At 39.7% G+C, this 17,671-nt stretch carries 16 protein-coding genes and 1 pseudogene; 11 read left to right on the forward strand and 6 right to left on the reverse strand.

Annotated elements, in window-relative coordinates; all coding sequences use genetic code 11:
• The 3 genes and pseudogenes from KHY58_RS06325 to KHY58_RS06335 all read left to right on the forward strand — a co-directional run.
• A pseudogene (locus KHY58_RS06325) lies at positions 1 to 357 on the forward strand (RluA family pseudouridine synthase); the annotation flags it as partial.
• 257 nt (positions 358 to 614) lie between these two features.
• Positions 615 to 1,739: a cation diffusion facilitator family transporter gene (locus KHY58_RS06330; RefSeq protein WP_123138134.1), complete on the forward strand. Its 1,125-nt coding sequence runs from the start codon at positions 615 to 617 to the stop codon at positions 1,737 to 1,739.
• A 48-nt stretch (positions 1,740 to 1,787) separates the two neighbouring features.
• Positions 1,788 to 2,360: an immunity protein YezG family protein gene (locus KHY58_RS06335; protein WP_278472559.1), complete on the forward strand. Its 573-nt coding sequence runs from the start codon at positions 1,788 to 1,790 to the stop codon at positions 2,358 to 2,360.
• A gap of 32 nt (positions 2,361 to 2,392) precedes the next feature.
• Here the strand turns inward: KHY58_RS06335 and KHY58_RS06340 are convergent, their stop codons facing one another.
• On the reverse strand, positions 2,393 to 3,835 hold the full coding sequence (locus KHY58_RS06340) for an amino acid permease (RefSeq protein WP_155085894.1): 1,443 nt from the start codon (positions 3,833 to 3,835) through the stop codon (positions 2,393 to 2,395).
• Between the two features lie 281 nt (positions 3,836 to 4,116).
• Here KHY58_RS06340 and KHY58_RS06345 point away from each other — a divergent pair, with 281 nt between their 5' ends.
• From KHY58_RS06345 to KHY58_RS06365, 5 genes are all read left to right on the forward strand, one after another.
• Positions 4,117 to 4,524 (forward strand): polyketide cyclase, encoded by a 408-nt coding sequence (locus KHY58_RS06345; protein WP_004694930.1) that lies wholly within the window; start codon positions 4,117 to 4,119, stop codon positions 4,522 to 4,524.
• 66 nt (positions 4,525 to 4,590) lie between these two features.
• The gene (locus KHY58_RS06350) at positions 4,591 to 4,980 is read left to right on the forward strand and encodes a MarR family winged helix-turn-helix transcriptional regulator (RefSeq protein ID WP_229039606.1); all 390 of its coding nucleotides are present in this window, start codon (positions 4,591 to 4,593) and stop codon (positions 4,978 to 4,980) included.
• A 35-nt stretch (positions 4,981 to 5,015) separates the two neighbouring features.
• A complete protein-coding gene (locus KHY58_RS06355; RefSeq protein ID WP_004694934.1) occupies positions 5,016 to 5,528 on the forward strand; it encodes a pyridoxamine 5'-phosphate oxidase family protein in 513 nt (170 codons plus the stop codon).
• Between the two features lie 238 nt (positions 5,529 to 5,766).
• The gene (locus tag KHY58_RS06360; RefSeq protein ID WP_278472561.1) at positions 5,767 to 6,528 is read left to right on the forward strand and encodes a hypothetical protein; all 762 of its coding nucleotides are present in this window, start codon (positions 5,767 to 5,769) and stop codon (positions 6,526 to 6,528) included.
• A 130-nt stretch (positions 6,529 to 6,658) separates the two neighbouring features.
• Positions 6,659 to 7,966, forward strand: coding sequence for a hypothetical protein (locus KHY58_RS06365; protein ID WP_278472563.1), 1,308 nt, complete (start codon positions 6,659 to 6,661; stop codon positions 7,964 to 7,966).
• 248 nt (positions 7,967 to 8,214) lie between these two features.
• On the opposite strand, the gene KHY58_RS06370 is transcribed toward KHY58_RS06365, so the two are convergent.
• The gene (locus KHY58_RS06370; RefSeq protein ID WP_278472566.1) at positions 8,215 to 9,582 is read right to left on the reverse strand and encodes an NCS2 family permease; all 1,368 of its coding nucleotides are present in this window, start codon (positions 9,580 to 9,582) and stop codon (positions 8,215 to 8,217) included.
• A gap of 146 nt (positions 9,583 to 9,728) precedes the next feature.
• Between KHY58_RS06370 and KHY58_RS06375 the strand changes: the two genes are divergently transcribed.
• The 3 genes from KHY58_RS06375 to aroD all read left to right on the forward strand — a co-directional run bounded on the left by KHY58_RS06375 (position 9,729) and on the right by aroD (position 12,620).
• The gene (locus KHY58_RS06375) at positions 9,729 to 10,148 is read left to right on the forward strand and encodes an RrF2 family transcriptional regulator (protein WP_008602288.1); all 420 of its coding nucleotides are present in this window, start codon (positions 9,729 to 9,731) and stop codon (positions 10,146 to 10,148) included.
• Between the two features lie 261 nt (positions 10,149 to 10,409).
• Entirely contained in the window at positions 10,410 to 11,666 is a 1,257-nt protein-coding gene (locus tag KHY58_RS06380; protein ID WP_278472569.1) for an MFS transporter, read from the forward strand.
• Between the two features lie 159 nt (positions 11,667 to 11,825).
• Positions 11,826 to 12,620, forward strand: a complete 795-nt coding sequence (gene aroD, locus KHY58_RS06385) for a type I 3-dehydroquinate dehydratase (protein WP_004698106.1) — start codon at positions 11,826 to 11,828, stop codon at positions 12,618 to 12,620.
• A 202-nt stretch (positions 12,621 to 12,822) separates the two neighbouring features.
• Here the strand turns inward: aroD and KHY58_RS06390 are convergent, their stop codons facing one another.
• The 4 genes from KHY58_RS06390 to aroA form a co-directional block, all read right to left on the reverse strand.
• Positions 12,823 to 14,058 (reverse strand): shikimate kinase, encoded by a 1,236-nt coding sequence (locus KHY58_RS06390; RefSeq protein WP_008714852.1) that lies wholly within the window; start codon positions 14,056 to 14,058, stop codon positions 12,823 to 12,825.
• A 124-nt stretch (positions 14,059 to 14,182) separates the two neighbouring features.
• The gene (locus tag KHY58_RS06395) at positions 14,183 to 15,322 is read right to left on the reverse strand and encodes a bifunctional chorismate mutase/prephenate dehydratase (protein ID WP_004698197.1); all 1,140 of its coding nucleotides are present in this window, start codon (positions 15,320 to 15,322) and stop codon (positions 14,183 to 14,185) included.
• Positions 15,309 to 16,403 (reverse strand): chorismate synthase, encoded by a 1,095-nt coding sequence (gene aroC / locus KHY58_RS06400; protein ID WP_278472574.1) that lies wholly within the window; start codon positions 16,401 to 16,403, stop codon positions 15,309 to 15,311. Before aroC ends, KHY58_RS06395 begins: the two co-directional genes overlap by 14 nt.
• Positions 16,393 to 17,661, reverse strand: coding sequence for a 3-phosphoshikimate 1-carboxyvinyltransferase (gene aroA / locus KHY58_RS06405; RefSeq protein ID WP_024060219.1), 1,269 nt, complete (start codon positions 17,659 to 17,661; stop codon positions 16,393 to 16,395). Before aroA ends, aroC begins: the two co-directional genes overlap by 11 nt.
• Between the last annotated feature and the right edge of the window lie 10 nt (positions 17,662 to 17,671).

The raw sequence follows: 17,671 nt of genomic DNA on the forward strand, positions 1-17,671 counted from the left end.
TCCGTCCTATGTAGACATTCTTCCCAGCCTGTGGATAACTCTGTGAATAAGTCTGAAAATTCTGTGGATATAGGACTAAAAAATGTGGATATAAACTTAGGAGATGTTGATAAAAGTAGTCAAAATGTGGACAAAACTGTGTATAAGTCCAATAAATGTGGATATACAGAGGTTTTAGTTCGTTTGTACACAGGGAAAACACATCAAATTCGAGTAGCTTTCAGCCATATAGGGCACCCTCTTGTAGGAGATATCTTATACGGTGCACAACCTACGGGACAGCCATTCCAATTACGGGCTCAAAAGGTAGTATTTACACATATGCGCACAGGCGAGCGTATTACGGTTACGGCATAATCTGATTTCCTTAAATCATTACGCGAGCCTAAGTACTGGTTTGATAATAGGTCTGTATTATATATTGTGAAGTCACAATACCTAAAACAATCTAATTGAGAAATGAGAATTATTGATAACTCAGCAAAATCAATAAGTTTAAAAATATTTTTCAAGAAAAATAATGACAAATGATAATCGATAAGCTATAATAGGATTATAAGTAAATCGATATAGTTCAATTTAAAAACTATAAATCAGAATGTAAGAGGTGTAGTATGATTTTACAAGATAATAGTGCAGCACGTAATCGGGGGATTACGCTTGCCAGTATAAAAGGCATTATAGGTAATGTCGTTCTCGTTATTTTTAAAATGATTGTGGGCCTTGCGTCTAATTCTATCGCCATTATCCTTGATGCGGTAAATAACTTAACAGACGTATTGTCCTCTGTATTAACTATTGTGGGTACGAAATTAGCCGCCAAAGGGGCTGATAAGGAGCATCCATTTGGCCACGGTCGTATAGAATATATGACTACCATGGCCATAGCTTTCATCATTCTCGGTGCAGGTATTGGATCCCTTAAGGAATCTGTGGATAAAATTATCCACCCTGAGGTATCTACATTTGATATTCCAGGTCTTGTTATCATCGCTGTTGCCATCGTGGTGAAAGTAGTGATGGGTCGTTATATCAAGGCACAAGGTGAGAAATATAAATCCGATGCACTCGTAGCATCTGGTATAGATGCCCTTTTTGATGCAGTGATTACCTTTGCCACATTGGTATCTGCAGGCTTAGTTTTTTTCTTTAACTTTGATATTCAAGGTTATGTGGGCGCTGTTATTTCTGTTTTGATTTTAAAAGCAGCGTATGATATTTTACGTGAAATGTACAATCATTTGCTTGGTATTCGAGCAGATGATAATTTAATCCGTAATATTAAAGAAACTATCGCACAGCATCCAAATGTGGGTGGTGTATATGACTTGGTATTAAATAGCTATGGTCCGGGAGAAACAATCGGTTCCGTTCATATTTCTGTACCAGATTCTATGACAATGGCAGAAGTCCATCCTCTAACAAAGGGCATTGCGGTTCATCTTTATAAAAAGTTTGGCATCAATATGACCGTTGGTGTATATGCTGAAAACAAACCAAGTGTAGAAGTACTTGAAATTAGAAAAGCTCTTGATCAAGTTATTAGTTTATATACACATGTAGTACAAGTACATGCCTTCTACGTACAAGAAGAAAAGAAGGTTATCTACTACGATATTATCTTTGACTTTGACGAAGAAGATCCGCATGGCACATTGGAAAAAATTAAGGCAGAAATGCAAAAACGGTACCCTGACTATACACAATTCGCTATTGTGGATACGGATTTTAGTAACTAATTTTATAAAATGTAATTTGTGTTGATAAATTCTCTAAGGAGAGATGGAATGAAAAAAATTGCTCTTACCGCATTAGCTGTAATGGCGGTTGTTGGTATGTTCGCGGTTCAGCCTGCAGATGCAAAAAAGGTAGAACAAGATCCAGTAGTGGCACCTATTGATATGCCTATGAATGATGAAATTCAACAGGTTAATGGTGTGTCTAAATCAACAAATAAAGAAACACGACGTTTGTCTAATAATTTAGCAGAAGCTACAAAAGTGATGATTAAAAAGAATTGGAAGACCATTTATATTAAAGCTGTTCCTACGGGAGATAAGGATGCTGTACGCTTTTATTACAAAGATAATAGAGGTCAAGTATACAATGGCCAAGTCATTAGAAATACAGGTCTATCCAAGGGTAAATATATGGCCGGTTCTTTACATCAAACAGAGGCCTTGCAAGAATTAGTTAATCACTTGCAACAGAATGGTCAAGAAGTACCTTCCTCTATTGATATCATCATCACTCAAGAAGGCTATCGCATTAAGACTATCTTTAATTACAATGAAAATATAAGTAATCTAATAGCGTATCAGCAACAATATGAACAAGAAAACTTCCCGACTATGAAGTAATAGAAAGGCCCGTGCTATGCACGGGCTTTTTGTTAGATTACGTAATCGTCGGAATCATCTTTTTTAGGTTTTTTGTAAATTTCTTTTACACCAGCCATTTCAATGAGTTCTTCTCCAAGAGCATCTTCATCGTCCGTGTTAAGCATGGAGTAGAAGGCCCAAAGAATAATAAACCAAATTGGTGTGAACAAGAGGGCAATTCGCGTATCTTCGTTTAAGGCTAGAATGGCTAAAACGAAAACGAAGAACGCGAGGATAACGTAATTCATTACTGGGTATAGAGGCATTTTAAATTTAGACTGTGCCACTACATCAGGATTTTTTTTGCGATATTTGAGATGGCAAATAACCATCATGGCCCAAATAAAGATAAAGCAGAACGTAGAGATTGATGTAATCATAACGAATACTGCTTCAGGCATTACGTAGTTGAGTACAACCGTAATCAATAATACGGCTGCCGAGAAAATCGTTGCTTGGTATGGCACACTGCTGTGAGTCAAGCGGCGCATCGAACTCGGGGCGTGACCGCGTTTTGCCAAGGCGTAAATCATACGACCAGTACTGAAGATACCGGAGTTTGTAGCAGATGCTGCAGAGGTAAGAACAACGAAGTTTACGATACCTGCAGCGGCTGTAATACCAACGGCGGTAAATACAGCCACAAATGGACTTGCAGCAGGGTTAACGGCAGTCCAAGGGTAAATACTCATGATGATGGCTAAAGAGCCTACATAGAATAAAATAATACGCAATGGAATATTGTTTATGGCCATTGGAATAACCTTTTCAGGATCTTCTGTTTCGCCAGCCGTTAAACCTACGAGTTCTATGCCTGTGAAAGCAAATACAACCATTTGGAATGATAGGATAAAGCCCATCGTTCCATTCGGAAACCATCCTCCGTAATTCCACATATTACTAAAGGCGGCGACGCCAGCATCTGTAGTAAAACCTGTAACAATCATGATGATACCGATGATGATAAGAGAGATAATAGCGATTACCTTAATCAAGGCAAACCAGAATTCCATTTCGCCGAAATGTTTTACAGCTGTCAAGTTCATTAACAACAAGACGATTAAAACGAGTAAGGCGGGTATCCATTGGGGTAGCCACGGTATCCAGTACTGCATGTAGAGGCCTACGGCCGTTAAGTCTGCCATGGCTAGTGAAAGCCAGCAAAACCAGTATGTCCATCCCGTGATAAATGCTGCTCGATCCCCTAAGTAATCTTCTACAAAGTCGATAAAAGAGTGGTGGTTTAGGTTAGATAACAGTAATTCGCCTAGTGCTCTCATAATAAAGAAGCAAATAACACCTGTTATTAGGTAGGCGAATATAATGGATGGACCAGCCAAGTGAATGGCGCGGCCGGAGCCTAAGAATAAACCTGTACCAATAGCACCGCCGATAGCGAGCAACTGTACATGCCTGTTCTTAAGACCCCGTTTTAACTGATGAGTATCAGACATAATAAAGACCTCTTTTCTACAAACTATCTATAAACATAAAGGCTATGGATTACCACAGCTTTAACAATCTATAGAATCTTTAAAACTATTTTTTTATAATACAGTATCTATTCTAAAAAGTCAAATGTATTTTTACAGTAGACAAAAGATGATATGATTTTCTGATAGAGTATATCCTTATATTGATAAAAGCAAAGAATATTCTTTTTTTATGAAGTTTATTGACGAATAATATAAAATAATTTATAATAAGTACACTTATAATAAAAGGAGGATATAAAATGGAATTTAGTTTTAGTTTGAAAATAAAAGCAACAAAAGAAGCTGTGTGGGCGTACTATGCGAATATCGAAAAATGGTATGACTGGGAAGAGGATCTAAAAAATATTACATTAAACGGTAAATTTGAGACCGGTTCATGTGGTACAATGGAGCTTGAAGGTATACCACCTATGGAATATCAACTTACTCTTGTAAAACCTTTTGAAGAGTTTTGGGATAAGACTGAAACTCCATTTGGTGCTATTCTTTTCGGACATCAAATAATTGATAATCATGACGGAAGTGTAAATGTAAAACATACTGTAAGTTTAGAAAGTGAAGATAAGCAACATTTGGAATTTTTAAGTCAAGTTTTTTCGGATGTTCCTCAATCTATATTTATTCTAAAAAATTGTTTAGAAAGATAAGGTGATTGCTGTTTGTTTACATCAAAATATAAAGACAATTCAGAAAAATCAACAGGATTATTGTTCATGAGGGTGTACAATAAATGGCATTTTACTATAAAACAAGCGTTAAAAGAGTTGAACTTAACACATCCTCAATTTGTTGTTTTAGCGTCTCTTTCTTATCTATCACAACATGATAACGAAGTTACACAAGTTATGATTTCAAAACTTTCAGGGATAGATGTTATGACGGTATCTCAAATATTGAGCTTATTGGAAAAACGTGGTTTTGTAGAGCGAAAAGAGCACTCTAGAGATACACGTGCGAAAGCTGTTCTTTTAAATGAAGAGGGCGGTGCAATATTACAAAAGGCAGTCCCATTAGTTGAAGAGATTGATGAAATCTTTTTCGGAAAGCTGAATAGTGATGAGGCTCAATTTAAACATCTTCTTGGCAGATTACATGAAGAGTAAGGTGTATTAATTTTCCGATTCTTGTGGAGGCTATTATGAGACGTCAAGATCGTATGGTTACAAATATAGATGAAATTAAGGGCATTTTAAGTAGCACTCGCATCATTCACTTAGGTATGATGGATGGTGATTATCCTTACGTGGTACCTTTACATTTCGGTTATGAAATTGTAGATGATATACTCTACATCTATGTACATGGCTATCATGAGGGGAAGAAGTTTAATTTGATTAAAGTGAACCCCCATGTATTTATCGAAATTGACGGTAATGATGAGGCCCTCGTATCAGGTGGAGATATTCCTTGTAAATATAGCTCAGTTTATTCTAGTGTGATGGGCCGAGGAGAGGCTACCTACTTAGAGCGTGTTGATGAAAAGGATCATGGTTTACAAGTATTAATGAAGCATCAGACTGGTCGAGAATTTCCCTTTACTGATGCCATGGTAAACTCTGTGGGCGTCGTTCAAATTAAAGTTGTAGACTATACCGCAAAGAGACGAAGACAGCTTGAACAAGATATTATTATGCCTCCATTAACTAAATAATAACAAAACATCCTATTGAACTCTATTGTAATATAGCGTTTAGTAGGATGTTTTATTATGTATAACTAGTTAGAATTAAAGCAGCTAATGGCTCATAACTATACTTTCACAATAGGAAAGATAAAAGTTTTATGAAGTAGCTAGGGCAACAGAATCGGCAGCATGTTTTTGATATAAATAAGAAAATATATCATTATATGTGTAAAGTATATATCAATTTTTTATAAAAGGAGAGATCATGAAGAAGCTTCTATTTAAGTCCGCTTTGTCTGCTATGGCTGTAGGATTATTGTGTGCAGGATATGTTTCAGCTGATGTTGTTAATGATTCAATATCTACCGATAATGTTGGTGTTTCCGCTGCCGTTACATTTGATATGCCTAGAGTTCATCCTGATTCAGCAATCAAAGCATTACCAAGAAAGACTTTATTAGAGTGGCCTATGAAAACGCAAGAAGGGGCTCGTAATTGGAAAGGAATAGTAGAAGCTGCACAGCAACTGCCGTATGAGGTTAAGGCACCTAGTTATATACCTTATGGTTATCAACTCTATACAGCGCGTCAAGATCAAAATGATGTATTAGAGGTTGTATATTACAAAAAAGGTGTGACTATCTATCGGGATGGGAAAAAATATATAGACAGTATTATGGCTTATAGAATGGGATATTCCTTGGATGCCGTGAGAGATACGCCATATATTCCATCTGAGTATGGCGATCTTGAATGGTCTAAACCAGGTGACTCTGGTGAGGTTTATTATACAGGTAATCCTGAAACACATATGGTTCGCAGCATTTCGTGGACGAAGGATGGCATGGCTTATTCTCTATTCTTCTTAGAACAGGTGAAAGAGGCTGATGCGGAATTCTATAAAGAGCATGTAGTACCGTTGAAGAGTATTGATAGCTCTCGTTATGAACTAGTTGGTAACTATCCGACAACACCTAAAACAATTGAAGAAATAAAAGAGGAACATGTAGTGCCTATGAAAGCATAGACTGGTGTGATTTATTAATGGTACGTAATACTCTTGAAAGTCAGTGATGTGAGTTAAAAAATGTAATAGATAAATGATTACTTCGGTAATATATACTTATAAATATCTAAATTTAGAGAGAGCAGAAATTATGAGATTGAAAATAACAAAATCATTATTAGCCATGGGAATATTAGCTACCGTGATAGGCAGCTTTGGAGTACAATCAGTTAGTGCGTTATCTCCTTTAGTGGATGAAAATGGACATACAGTTACCACTGATACAGTGGAAAAGAATAAAGAACTAATGAATCGCTATCGGTGGTATGATCAACTTGATAATGGTGATATCCTAGAGCGTAATATTGAGGCAACTACTAATTATTTTGGATATAATTTACAAATTCCGTCTTATATGCCTGAAGATTATGCAGTACGCGATGTAAAGTCAAGAGATCATGACGTATTAGAAATCGTGTATACGGAAACGGGCCATAATGGAGAATATGGTCAGAAATTAACCTTCTCTAATACAGATATTGTGTATCGTATGGGGTGGGCTATCGATACCGTAGTAAAGCCTATATTGGAAAAGACAAAATACAATGCTGATAATGTCGTTAGCTTTACTACCCCTAATGGAATCCCTGTACATACTTTAGGCTCTAGCAACGATTCTGTTCAAATTGCTTATTGGGAAAAAGATAACAAAGTTTATATGCTTTACTTTGCTTCTTCAAGAAACCAAAACTATGTAAGCAAAATTGTAGACTCTGTAGGGCCTCTTACTAACGTAGCCGCTAATAATACTCGATTACGTGGTGACCGAAATGATAAGCAAAATATTAAACGAAGTAATGCGCAAAGTGTTAAACAAAATGGTGAACAAGATAGACCTCATTTTGAAACTATTGGTTTGTCACTGCGTACACATACGAATTCTGAGTGGCCTATACTTACGAGTAAATCCATCGGCTTACCTAGCGGTGTAATTGATGCATCTCGTAAGCTGTCCTATAACGTATCTGTACCAAGTTACTTGCCTCTTGGCTATACATACTATGCTACACATTTTTATGATAATGATGTATTAGAAACTGTATATTGGAAGGAAGGTCAAGAATATCAAGAACGCAGCGGGCGTTGGGTAAATCATACGATGGTCTTTCGCATGAGCTACTCTATGGATACGGTATGGCCTAAAGAATATGTTCCAACGGAATACCATGACGTACAGTGGATTGACTCTACGCCAACAGGTGATGTGAAGTATACAGGTAATGTAGATAAGGGCTTAGTTCGCAGTATTACGTGGAGCAAAGATAACATGGCATATTTCTTGTTCTTCCAAGTGCCTGTGAAAGCATCTGAAGCAGAGTTTTATAAAGATCATGTAGTACCATTAAAAGATATTGATTTAAGTCGTACAGACTTAATCGGTGTAAAAACAATTCGTTAATAAGAAACAGTAATAAGAAACTATAACTATAGCATCATAATTTGGTGAGGCTATACGATATTAGTATTTACTATAAAATAACACATAATAAAAAGAACCTATCTCCTAGATATTAGGGTAATATCTTTGGAGATAGGTTCTTTTAGTGGATGTAATTTACATATATTTTGTTTTTAGGTATTAGTGATTGTATAGCTATCGAATATAAAGTAGCTTTCACTAATAGCATAATTATGGGCATACGTTAATTAGAAGAATACATAACGGATGATAACAAGTAGTGACAATACGTACATAATCCAGTTAACTTCTTTTGCACGGCCTGCAATGATTTTGAGTAGAGGGTATGCAATAAGACCTGCAGAGATACCGTTAGCGATGCTGTATGTGAACGGCATCAATACGATAACGAGGAATGCAGGGAAGCCTTCTGTCCAATCATCGAAGTCAATATTGCGAATGGCACCTAACATAAGGGCACCTACGATGATAAGAACAGGAGATGTGGCTGCATTTGGAACCAAGGATACCAATGGAGCCAAGAATAAGCAAATTAAGAAAAGTACGCCTGTTGTGACAGCTGTTAAACCTGTACGGCCACCAGCCCCTACACCTGCCGCACTTTCAACGAAAGCCGTAATTGTAGAAGTACCGAGCAATGCACCGGCACTAACACCGATAGCATCTACGGTCATGGCTTTACCAAGACCCGGGAATTTACCAGATTTAGGATCTGCGATTTTCGCCTCTGTAGCGGTACCAATCAAAGTGCCCATAGAGTCGAATAATTCTACAAATGTGAAGGAGAAGATAATCGTAATTAAGCCCATGTGAAGAGCACCAGGAATATCTAATTGCAAGAATGCTGCTTTAGAGAAATCAGGTACTGCCAATACAGTGAAGTTCTCAGGCATTGTGGAAAGGCCTGTCGCATAGGAGATGATTGTTGTTACTAAAACGCCGATCAAGAGGGAACCTTGAATTTTGCGAGCCATCAATAAAGCTGTAAAGATGAGGCTGAATAGTGCTAACAATGTTTCACCACTGTGCAAATTACCAAGCGTTAAGAGTGCCTCAGATGCTGGAGGGACTAAATTACCATGTGTCTGTACAACCTGACCTAAGGAGTTTGGAGACAAACTAATGGAGATGGCCATCAAGCCGGATAACTTCAAACCGATGATAGAAATGAAAAGACCAATACCAACGGTAATGGCAATTTTCATGGAGGCTGGGATACCTTCAACGATCATTTGTCGTATTGATGTCAATGTTAATACGAGGAAAACGAGACCAGAAATGAATACCGCACCTAATGCTGTTTGCCAAGATACGCCCATACCGAGAACTACGGTAAAGGAGTAAAATGCCAAGAGGCCAACCCCTGGAGCGAGAGCAATTGGGTAGTTTACGAATAAACCCATAGCAATCGTCACAAGACCTCCACCTAAGGCTGTGGCAATGAGGACCGCATCCTTATCCATACCTGCAAGACTAAGAATGTTTGGCGCCAAGAATAGGATGTACGCCATCGTGATAAACGTAGTGATACCTGCTAAAATTTCTGTTTTAACGGTTGTACCACGTTCACTGAGTTGAAATAATTTATCTAACATTAGATAAAATCCTCCCTATATGAAATTAAAATCATACCTAAATAAAGATATTTCGATATATGTATAGTGTATCATATTTCCCACCATTTTTTGTATGAATTTGTGATATACTATTAATATATTATGAATGATATAGAGGTTAACTTATGAAAATATCTACAAAAGGGCGTTATGCCTTACGGATATTGGCGGATATTGCAGAACATGGGGTAGAAAAAAATGTACCAATTCGTGAGATTGCAGAACGCCAAGGATTTTCCGATAAATATTTAGAGGGGATTGTATCTCGATTATCCTCCGCGGGCCTCGTTAAAAGTGGACGTGGCAAATACGGTGGATATCGTTTGGTGAAAGATCCATCTGAATATAATGTATATGAAATTTTATATGCCGCAGAGGACTCCATTGCTCTCGTGTCTTGTTTAGAAGATGATGTAGAACCGTGTCCTATGTTTAATGACTGCTTGACAGCTCCATTGTGGCAGTATTTACAAGATGAGTTCCGACATGTTATGGAACATGTTTCCTTGCAAGATGTAATGGATCATAAATTTCCTACGGAATAATTGATAGTCCGAAAACTTTAGTTTGAATGATCTTTGAGGATTACTACATTGTATACCTATATTTTAGGTATTTTTTATGGAAAGAGTCGCGTTTCGTATGCGGCTCTTCTTTATATATGAAATTAAAATGTAATAACATTTTATGAATAGTAACATAGATTGAAATCTAAGTAGGACTGTAATTTAAATGGAACTGTAATTAAAAGTGATTTATGTGTATATTAGTTTATCTAAACGATTTTATGTGGAAGGGAGGGTACTATGAGTACAAGTGTATATGATGCTCGCGGTGGCATGCGAAACGTATGGATTATTACGGCTAGTATGACTGTGCTAGCCATATGTTACACAATGATAATTCCTTTTCTCCCTATATATCTATTAGAACTCGGTGTTCCTAAGGATGATGTAGCACTTTGGTCAGGCCTCGTCTTTGGTATTACCTTTCTTATCGCTGGTATTATGGCGCCGATTTGGGGCAAAATTGCAGATAATAAAGGGAAAAAGCGGATGGCTTTGCGCGCTGGTTTTGCCATTGCTGTCAGTTATGTTCTCATCGGCATGGTAACGGATCAGTATCAATTGCTGATGGGGCGTGCCTTAGTTGGGTTCGCTAATGGTTTCTATCCTGCAGCGATGACCATGGTTTCCCTCAGTGTAGATGAGAAACAGGTGGGCCGTGCCCTCGGCATATTCCAAACAGGTCTGATTTTAGGCAATGTCATCGGCCCATTTTTAGGTGGTGCCGTTGAAAGTGTCGTAGGTATGCGCCCTGTATTTTATATATCTGGTATAGCCGTATTCATTGCTACCTTGGCAGTATTGTTTTTTGTAAAAGAACCAAAACTAGAAGTTGAAAATACAACTTCTAAGGAGCAGTCCAAACAGCCGGTAAAAGCTACATCCTTGCGAGAAGATTTTAAGTTGGTTCAAGAACAACCTGTATTAGTAAGACTTTTATGGATTTACTTCTTTATGCAATGTGTGATCATGATGCTACAGCCTATTTTGGCGCTTTATGTAGGTGATATGCAAGGCACTATGGAAGGGGCTGCTATCATTTCGGGTACAATTCTTAGTATCGGTGGTTTAGCTGGTTCTTTAACGACTAACTTATGGGTGCGCCTTGGTGAGCACCGTGGCTACTTTAGAACCATTTCCTACTGTATGCTTGGTAGTGGTGTTGTTCTCTTACTTCAAAGTTTACCAGTAGGTATTTGGTGGTTTGGTGTACTACAAGTGCTAATTGGTTCTTGTATTGTGGGCATCAACCCATCTTTGAGTGCAGCCGTAACTCTCAATACGGATCCAAGCTTTAGAGGTCGCATGTTTGGTATGACGACGACAGCTCAACAATTTGGTTCTATGGTAGGGCCTGTGTTCGCAAGTATTGTATCTACCTACATTGGGATATCCTATGTATTTAGTATTACAGGTTTGTTATTACTCTATATGGGATTCCAATCACGGAAACTATCCGTGCGACATGATATAACAAAAAATGACATTAATCGTTAATCTAAGAATACTGTTTTAGTGCATAATAACAGGCTTTCATACACTTTTAGTGAATAGCAATCCAATATGGGTGGATTGATTGCTTTTACAAAAATATTGGTATATAGTTAGTTTAAGGTAAGTCATTAGTCTCACCGTGTGGGACAGAAAGGAGTTATTATGGTCCGTATCGGTCATACTGTACTCGGCGAAAAGTGTACAAAAATATGTGTGCCTATTGTGGGCACAACAATGAAAGAAATTCTAGATGCCACTGCGGTAGCATGTAATACACCGTGTCACGTCGTGGAGCTACGCATTGACTATTATGAGCGGGCCCACTCCATTGACGCTATCATTGAATTATTAATGCTCATCAAGCCACAACTGAAAGGTCGTGGGTTGCTCTTTACATGGCGTACAAAAGGTGAAGGTGGGGAAAGAACGATTTCCACACAAGATTACTTTACAATGCTAGAACGTTTGATTCCTACCGGATTGGTGGATGCTATTGATATTGAGTTATTCTTTGATCAAGATAGAATGCTTAAAACGATAGAGTTTGCTAAGGTTCATGGAATCACTATTATCATGAGTAACCATGATTTCCATGGTACGCCGAGTCGTGAAGTCATTGTAAATCGGCTCATTCAAATGAAAGAGTTCTTAGCGGATGTGCCAAAGATTGCCGTTATGCCTCACACAACTGGTGATGTATTGACGCTCCTTGAAGCAACAGCCGAAGTAAAGGCTTTGTATCCTTCGGATCCAATTATTACGATGGCAATGGGAGAACTAGGTGCTGTTACACGCACTGCAGGTGCTCTATTTGGAAATGCCATGACCTTTGCCTCTGCTGGCAAAGCATCGGCGCCAGGGCAAATCGATGTACATGCTTTAAAACGAATTCTAGATACCATCGACGTAGATGGCGTATTTGATGAACAACAACATAAACGGGTAAAAGTACATTAAAAAAGTCGGCGAAAGCCGACTTTTTTATATGTTTTGTATTTCTTGTAGTATATTCATTTTTGAAGGGCGAATATAAAAAATATATATGTTTTTATTAATGACTTTATATAGAAATACAGATGTAAATGCTCTTACTTCTAAAGATGTAGAAGCCCTTACTTATATAGAGGAAACAATCTTATAAATACCGTTATATAAACTCTTACAATAAGTTTGATTCAAAGTCTTCGAGAATAGCTGCCACTGTTTCTGGTGCATTGCGATTATGTTCCACGATGCATTGTGCAAAGCTTTCATACATTGGAGTGCGAGTTTCTTCGAGTTCACGTAAACGTCCTATGCCGCCACTAGATAGAACACGACCTGAAGTAGATAGTTTTTCTACAGGTTGTGTTAATTGGTAAATACGGCCATTTTGGCGCAGGTGTGCATAGTTTTTAGGTACTGTTACGCAGCCGCCACCAGTGGAGATGACAAGGCCTGTTTGAGTGCCTAATTTTGCAATCATTTCTGCCTCTTTTTCACGGAACGTAGCCTCCCCTTGTTCTGTAATATAGGTAGAAACATTGCCAATTTCTTTTTCTAGCTCGTGATCCACATCAAGCCAAGTACGGCCCATCTCTTTACCGATTGCTCTGCCCACTGTTGTTTTCCCAACACCAGGCATACCGATGAGGATGATATTTTCCTTTTCACGGCGCATATCTCGCAAGATTTGTTCTATCTCTTTGGTACCAAAGCTTTCACCTTGAAAATGATTAGCCGCCTCAACACCTTGTGCCACGAGGAAAGGTAGACCATCACAGTACGGAATATCCATCATTTCTGCTTGTAAAAGCAAAACTGTACGGCGCGGATTGTAGATGAGATCTACAACGCCCTCTAATTTAGAAAATTGCATAATATCTATGAGGTTAGCTGGATTATGCGGATACATACCGATAGGCGTGCAGTTAATAATAATCTGTGCTGTTTCATAGTAATTAGGCGCATCAGTATAGAGCGGAGCCGTTTTACGGGATAGATGCGTGATGCTCTTAGCACCTAGGTCTTCAAGAGCTACGTGAACCGTAGCAGAGGAGGCACCATCGCCAAGGATAATACATTCTTTACCGGATACATTTATACCAGCGTGTTCTAGAGTAAATACGAAACCATCGTAATCTGTATTGTAACCATGCCATTTGCCGTCTTTACGAACCATCGTGTTTACACAGCCAATGCGTTCTGCGCGAGGGTCTACTACATCGCAAGCTTCAAGGGCGTTAACCTTGTAAGGGAAGGTAATATTAATACCTTGTAATTCTTGGTCTGCAAAGAACTCTTGCAGTTGGCTCGGTTCTCGTTCAAATAATTCATAATTAGTATTTCCCAAAGCATTGTGGATGCGTGGGGAAAAGCTATGGCCCAACGTACGGCCAAGTAAACCAAATTTCATAGGACCTCCTAGGTCAATATACACAAAATGGCTAATAGGCTGTCACCTATTAGCCATTGGAGTTTTAAAACTATATCCATTGTACTATATATGCCATTAATAAGCACTACCATAAAGGAAAATATCAATTTTCAGGATAATTGCCGAGCAAGCGGAATTTATCTTGCGATGCGTGGAGCTCTGCTAATACGGAAAGTACTTTTGGATCTGCCAAGGATGCTTCTAAATCGAGGTAGAACAAGAATTCAAAGTTATGTCCTACGATCGGACGGGACTCAAGTTTTGTAAGGTTCACACCGATATTAGCAAACTTGGTGAGCAATGTACCAAGCCCGCCTGGAGCATGACTTGCAGTCGTTACTACTGAGATTTTATTGGCTCCTGGGTATACGTGGAAATCCTTACTAATGCAGATAAAGCGCGTATAGTTGTTATCGCTATTTTGGATATTTCTCAACAATGGAGACAAATTATATAGGTCTGCACATTGAGGTGCTGCGATAGCCGCTACTCCAGGGTCATCACTAGCTGCTACGAGCTGTGCAGCTCGAGCCGTATTGTCATAGGAGCGTAATTCTACGCCTTCTAACTTATCTAGGAAGTGACTACATTGGCCCAACGCTTGAGGGTGGGAAATTATGGTATGAATATCTTCTAGTTTTGTGCCTTTTTTCACGAGCAAGTCGTGAGATATCCAGAGGCGCGTGCCGCGAACGATATAACATTTGCGCTCTTCTAAGAGGTCATATACTTCTTTTACGGAACCATTGGAGCTGTTTTCGATAGGCAATACACCGAATTGACATTCACCTGACTCGACGGCATCGAATACGGAACGGAAACCTGTTACATAATGGATTTGGCTAAGAGGTAATAATTTATCACACGCCATTTGAGCATTGCTACCAAATACGCCGGCGCAAGCTACACTGCCCCGTTGAGGTGGTAAAGTAGGGGATTGCTCAATGGCTTTTTTCATTTTTAAAGTAAATTCATTGTCTTGGAATAGTTGTTCGGATTGGTAGGTACGACTTAAGCTAAATAATGCCTCAAAAAAACGGCGTGCATATAGATCGAGGTCTGGACCTGCATCTTTTGTTACCTTGTCGAGGATGTCGCGCTCTCGTTTGGCATCGTAAATGGCCTTATTCATTTCCTTTTTTGCAGCCGCTACGTCCTTAGAGAGTTCCATACGTTCTTTGAAGAGGGCGAGCATTTGGTCGTTTATATCGTTAATCTTAACGCGTACTTCATCTAAGTTCATGGTCAATATCTCCTAAGAAATCAAGAATGACGAGGGCCGTGACGGCTTCGATAACAGGTACTGCACGAAGTGCTACACATGGGTCGTGACGACCTTTGATGGTGAGTAATATGTCCTCTTTTTGTGAAAGCGACACAGAATGTTGTTCCTTATAAATGGACGGAGTAGGCTTAATGCCCACTTGCATAATGAGGGGTAAGCCGTTGGTGATACCGCCTTGAATGCCACCGCTATTATTGGTAGTTGTTGTGATTGTATCGCCGTCCATGGTGAAAGCATCGTTCACCTCGGAGCCAAGGCGAGAACACATGTCGAAGCCACCTCCAAAGGACACACCTTTGATGGCAGGTACGCCAAAGATAACACGAGCTAATCGGTTCTCGATGCCGTCAAAGTTTGGATTGCCAAGACCGATTGGTAATCCCGTAGCCACAACCTCAACGATACCGCCTGTGGAGTCACCGTCCTTTTTGAGTTTCATGACTAAGTTTTCTACTTCAGAACGTTTGTCTGCATCGACCATAGCGATAGGTTCTGTAGCGATTTCAGAAAGTGCTTTCATATCTGGATGAACCATATCGATAGGGGCATCTTGGATTGTACCAACTTGTTTTAAATGACCGTGAATTTCGATACCTTTTTCACGTAGTAGTTGAAGGGCGATGCCACCAGCCACGCAAAGAGGTGCTGTTAGACGCGCTGAGAAGTGGCCGCCACCTCGCATATCTACCTTGTCACCGTAGCGCATGCGAGCCGTAAAGTCTGCGTGCGATGGACGAGGTATGTCGCGCAAATTATTGTAATCGCTAGAGTGCTGAGAGGTATTGCGAATCATAAATGTCAATGGAGATCCACTGAGCATGCCATCTACCATACCTGCTAAGAATTCAGGTATATCGGCTTCTTTACGTTGCGTCTGTAATTGGTTTTGACCTGGCGCACGGCGCTTTAAGAAGGTTTGTAGCTCATCGATGTCGATGGTATGTCCACAAGGGAGGCCTTCCACGATACCACCGATGGCATACCCATGAGACGCGCCAAAGGTAGATACTTGTATGGTTTTACCGAAATTAGATGCCATTAGCATTACCTCCTAGTAAGTTCCAGTCCTCAAAGAAGTCTGGATAGGATTTTGTGATAGCTTCGCTATCTTTTAATGTTACAGGATTTTCACTGATGAGTGCCATCAATGTACCTGCCATAACAAGGCGATGGTCGTTAACACAATCACCTTGTCCTCCTTTTAGTATACCACTACCGATGATATATAGGTCATCACCATCTTCACGAACCGTACCGCCTAAATCTCTGACCAGATTAGCAACGGCTTCGAGGCGATCGGATTCTTTCAAGCGTAGGCGTGCACCCTTAACAAAGGAGCTTTCACCATGGATAGAGCAAGCGAGGGCTGCCATAACTGGCAACATATCGGGCATTTGTTCGAGGTCGGCATGGATTGGTTTTACTGCACGACCCATAACGGTTACGTTCATGCCATCCCATACTACATCACAACCGGTATCAATCATAATCTGCATGATGCGACGATCCGCTTGCACAGAATTTTTGTTCATACCCGTAATGGTAATTGGTTTACCTGTCATGCCCGCTGCTACCATCCAAATAGCCGTATTGGACCAATCGCCTTCGATTTGGTAATTACTTTGACCTTTAAAAGTAGTATTAGCCGCTACTGCAAAGGACTCTTGGACTGTGTCAGAGGCGGGAGTATGGTCGACTGTTACGCCGAAGTTTGCCATTGTTGTAGTCGTCAATGTTACATAGTCGCTAGATTGAAGTGGTGTAGTAGATGTGATTGTAGCACCTCCACATTGTGGCGCTGCTAATAATAATCCAGAGAAGAACTGGCTACTTACATCTCCAACCATACCAAACTCACCGCCTTGTAGACGACCTGTCATAGTGAATGGTGGTTTATCTTGGGAGAATGTTACGCCGTGAGCTTTCATTTGACCGAGCATGGGCTCTAAAGGACGATCTGGTAAACGCCCTTTCGCATCCACGGCTACCTCATTACAAATGGACGCTGCCACTGGTAATAAGAGGCGCAATGTGGTACCGGATTCATGGGGAACTACATTGCCCTTTGTTGGCACAGGACCTGGTATAACAGTGACAACTTTGTTTTCATACACAACGTGTGCGCCTAAGCCTCGCAAGGAGTCCATAGTTGCATCGATGTCTTTAGAGGTGCGGCTCAGTAGTATGGTAGATGGCGAGTTTGCGAGAGCTGCGCAAATCAGTGCACGGTGCGCATGAGCTTTTGCAGGAATGGACGCGATAGTCCCTGTAGGGATGGCGTTCGTTACGGAATGCATATAAATCTCC

The organism is Veillonella parvula (assembly GCF_018366295.1).
Classification (GTDB): Bacteria; Bacillota; Negativicutes; order Veillonellales; family Veillonellaceae; genus Veillonella; species Veillonella parvula_P.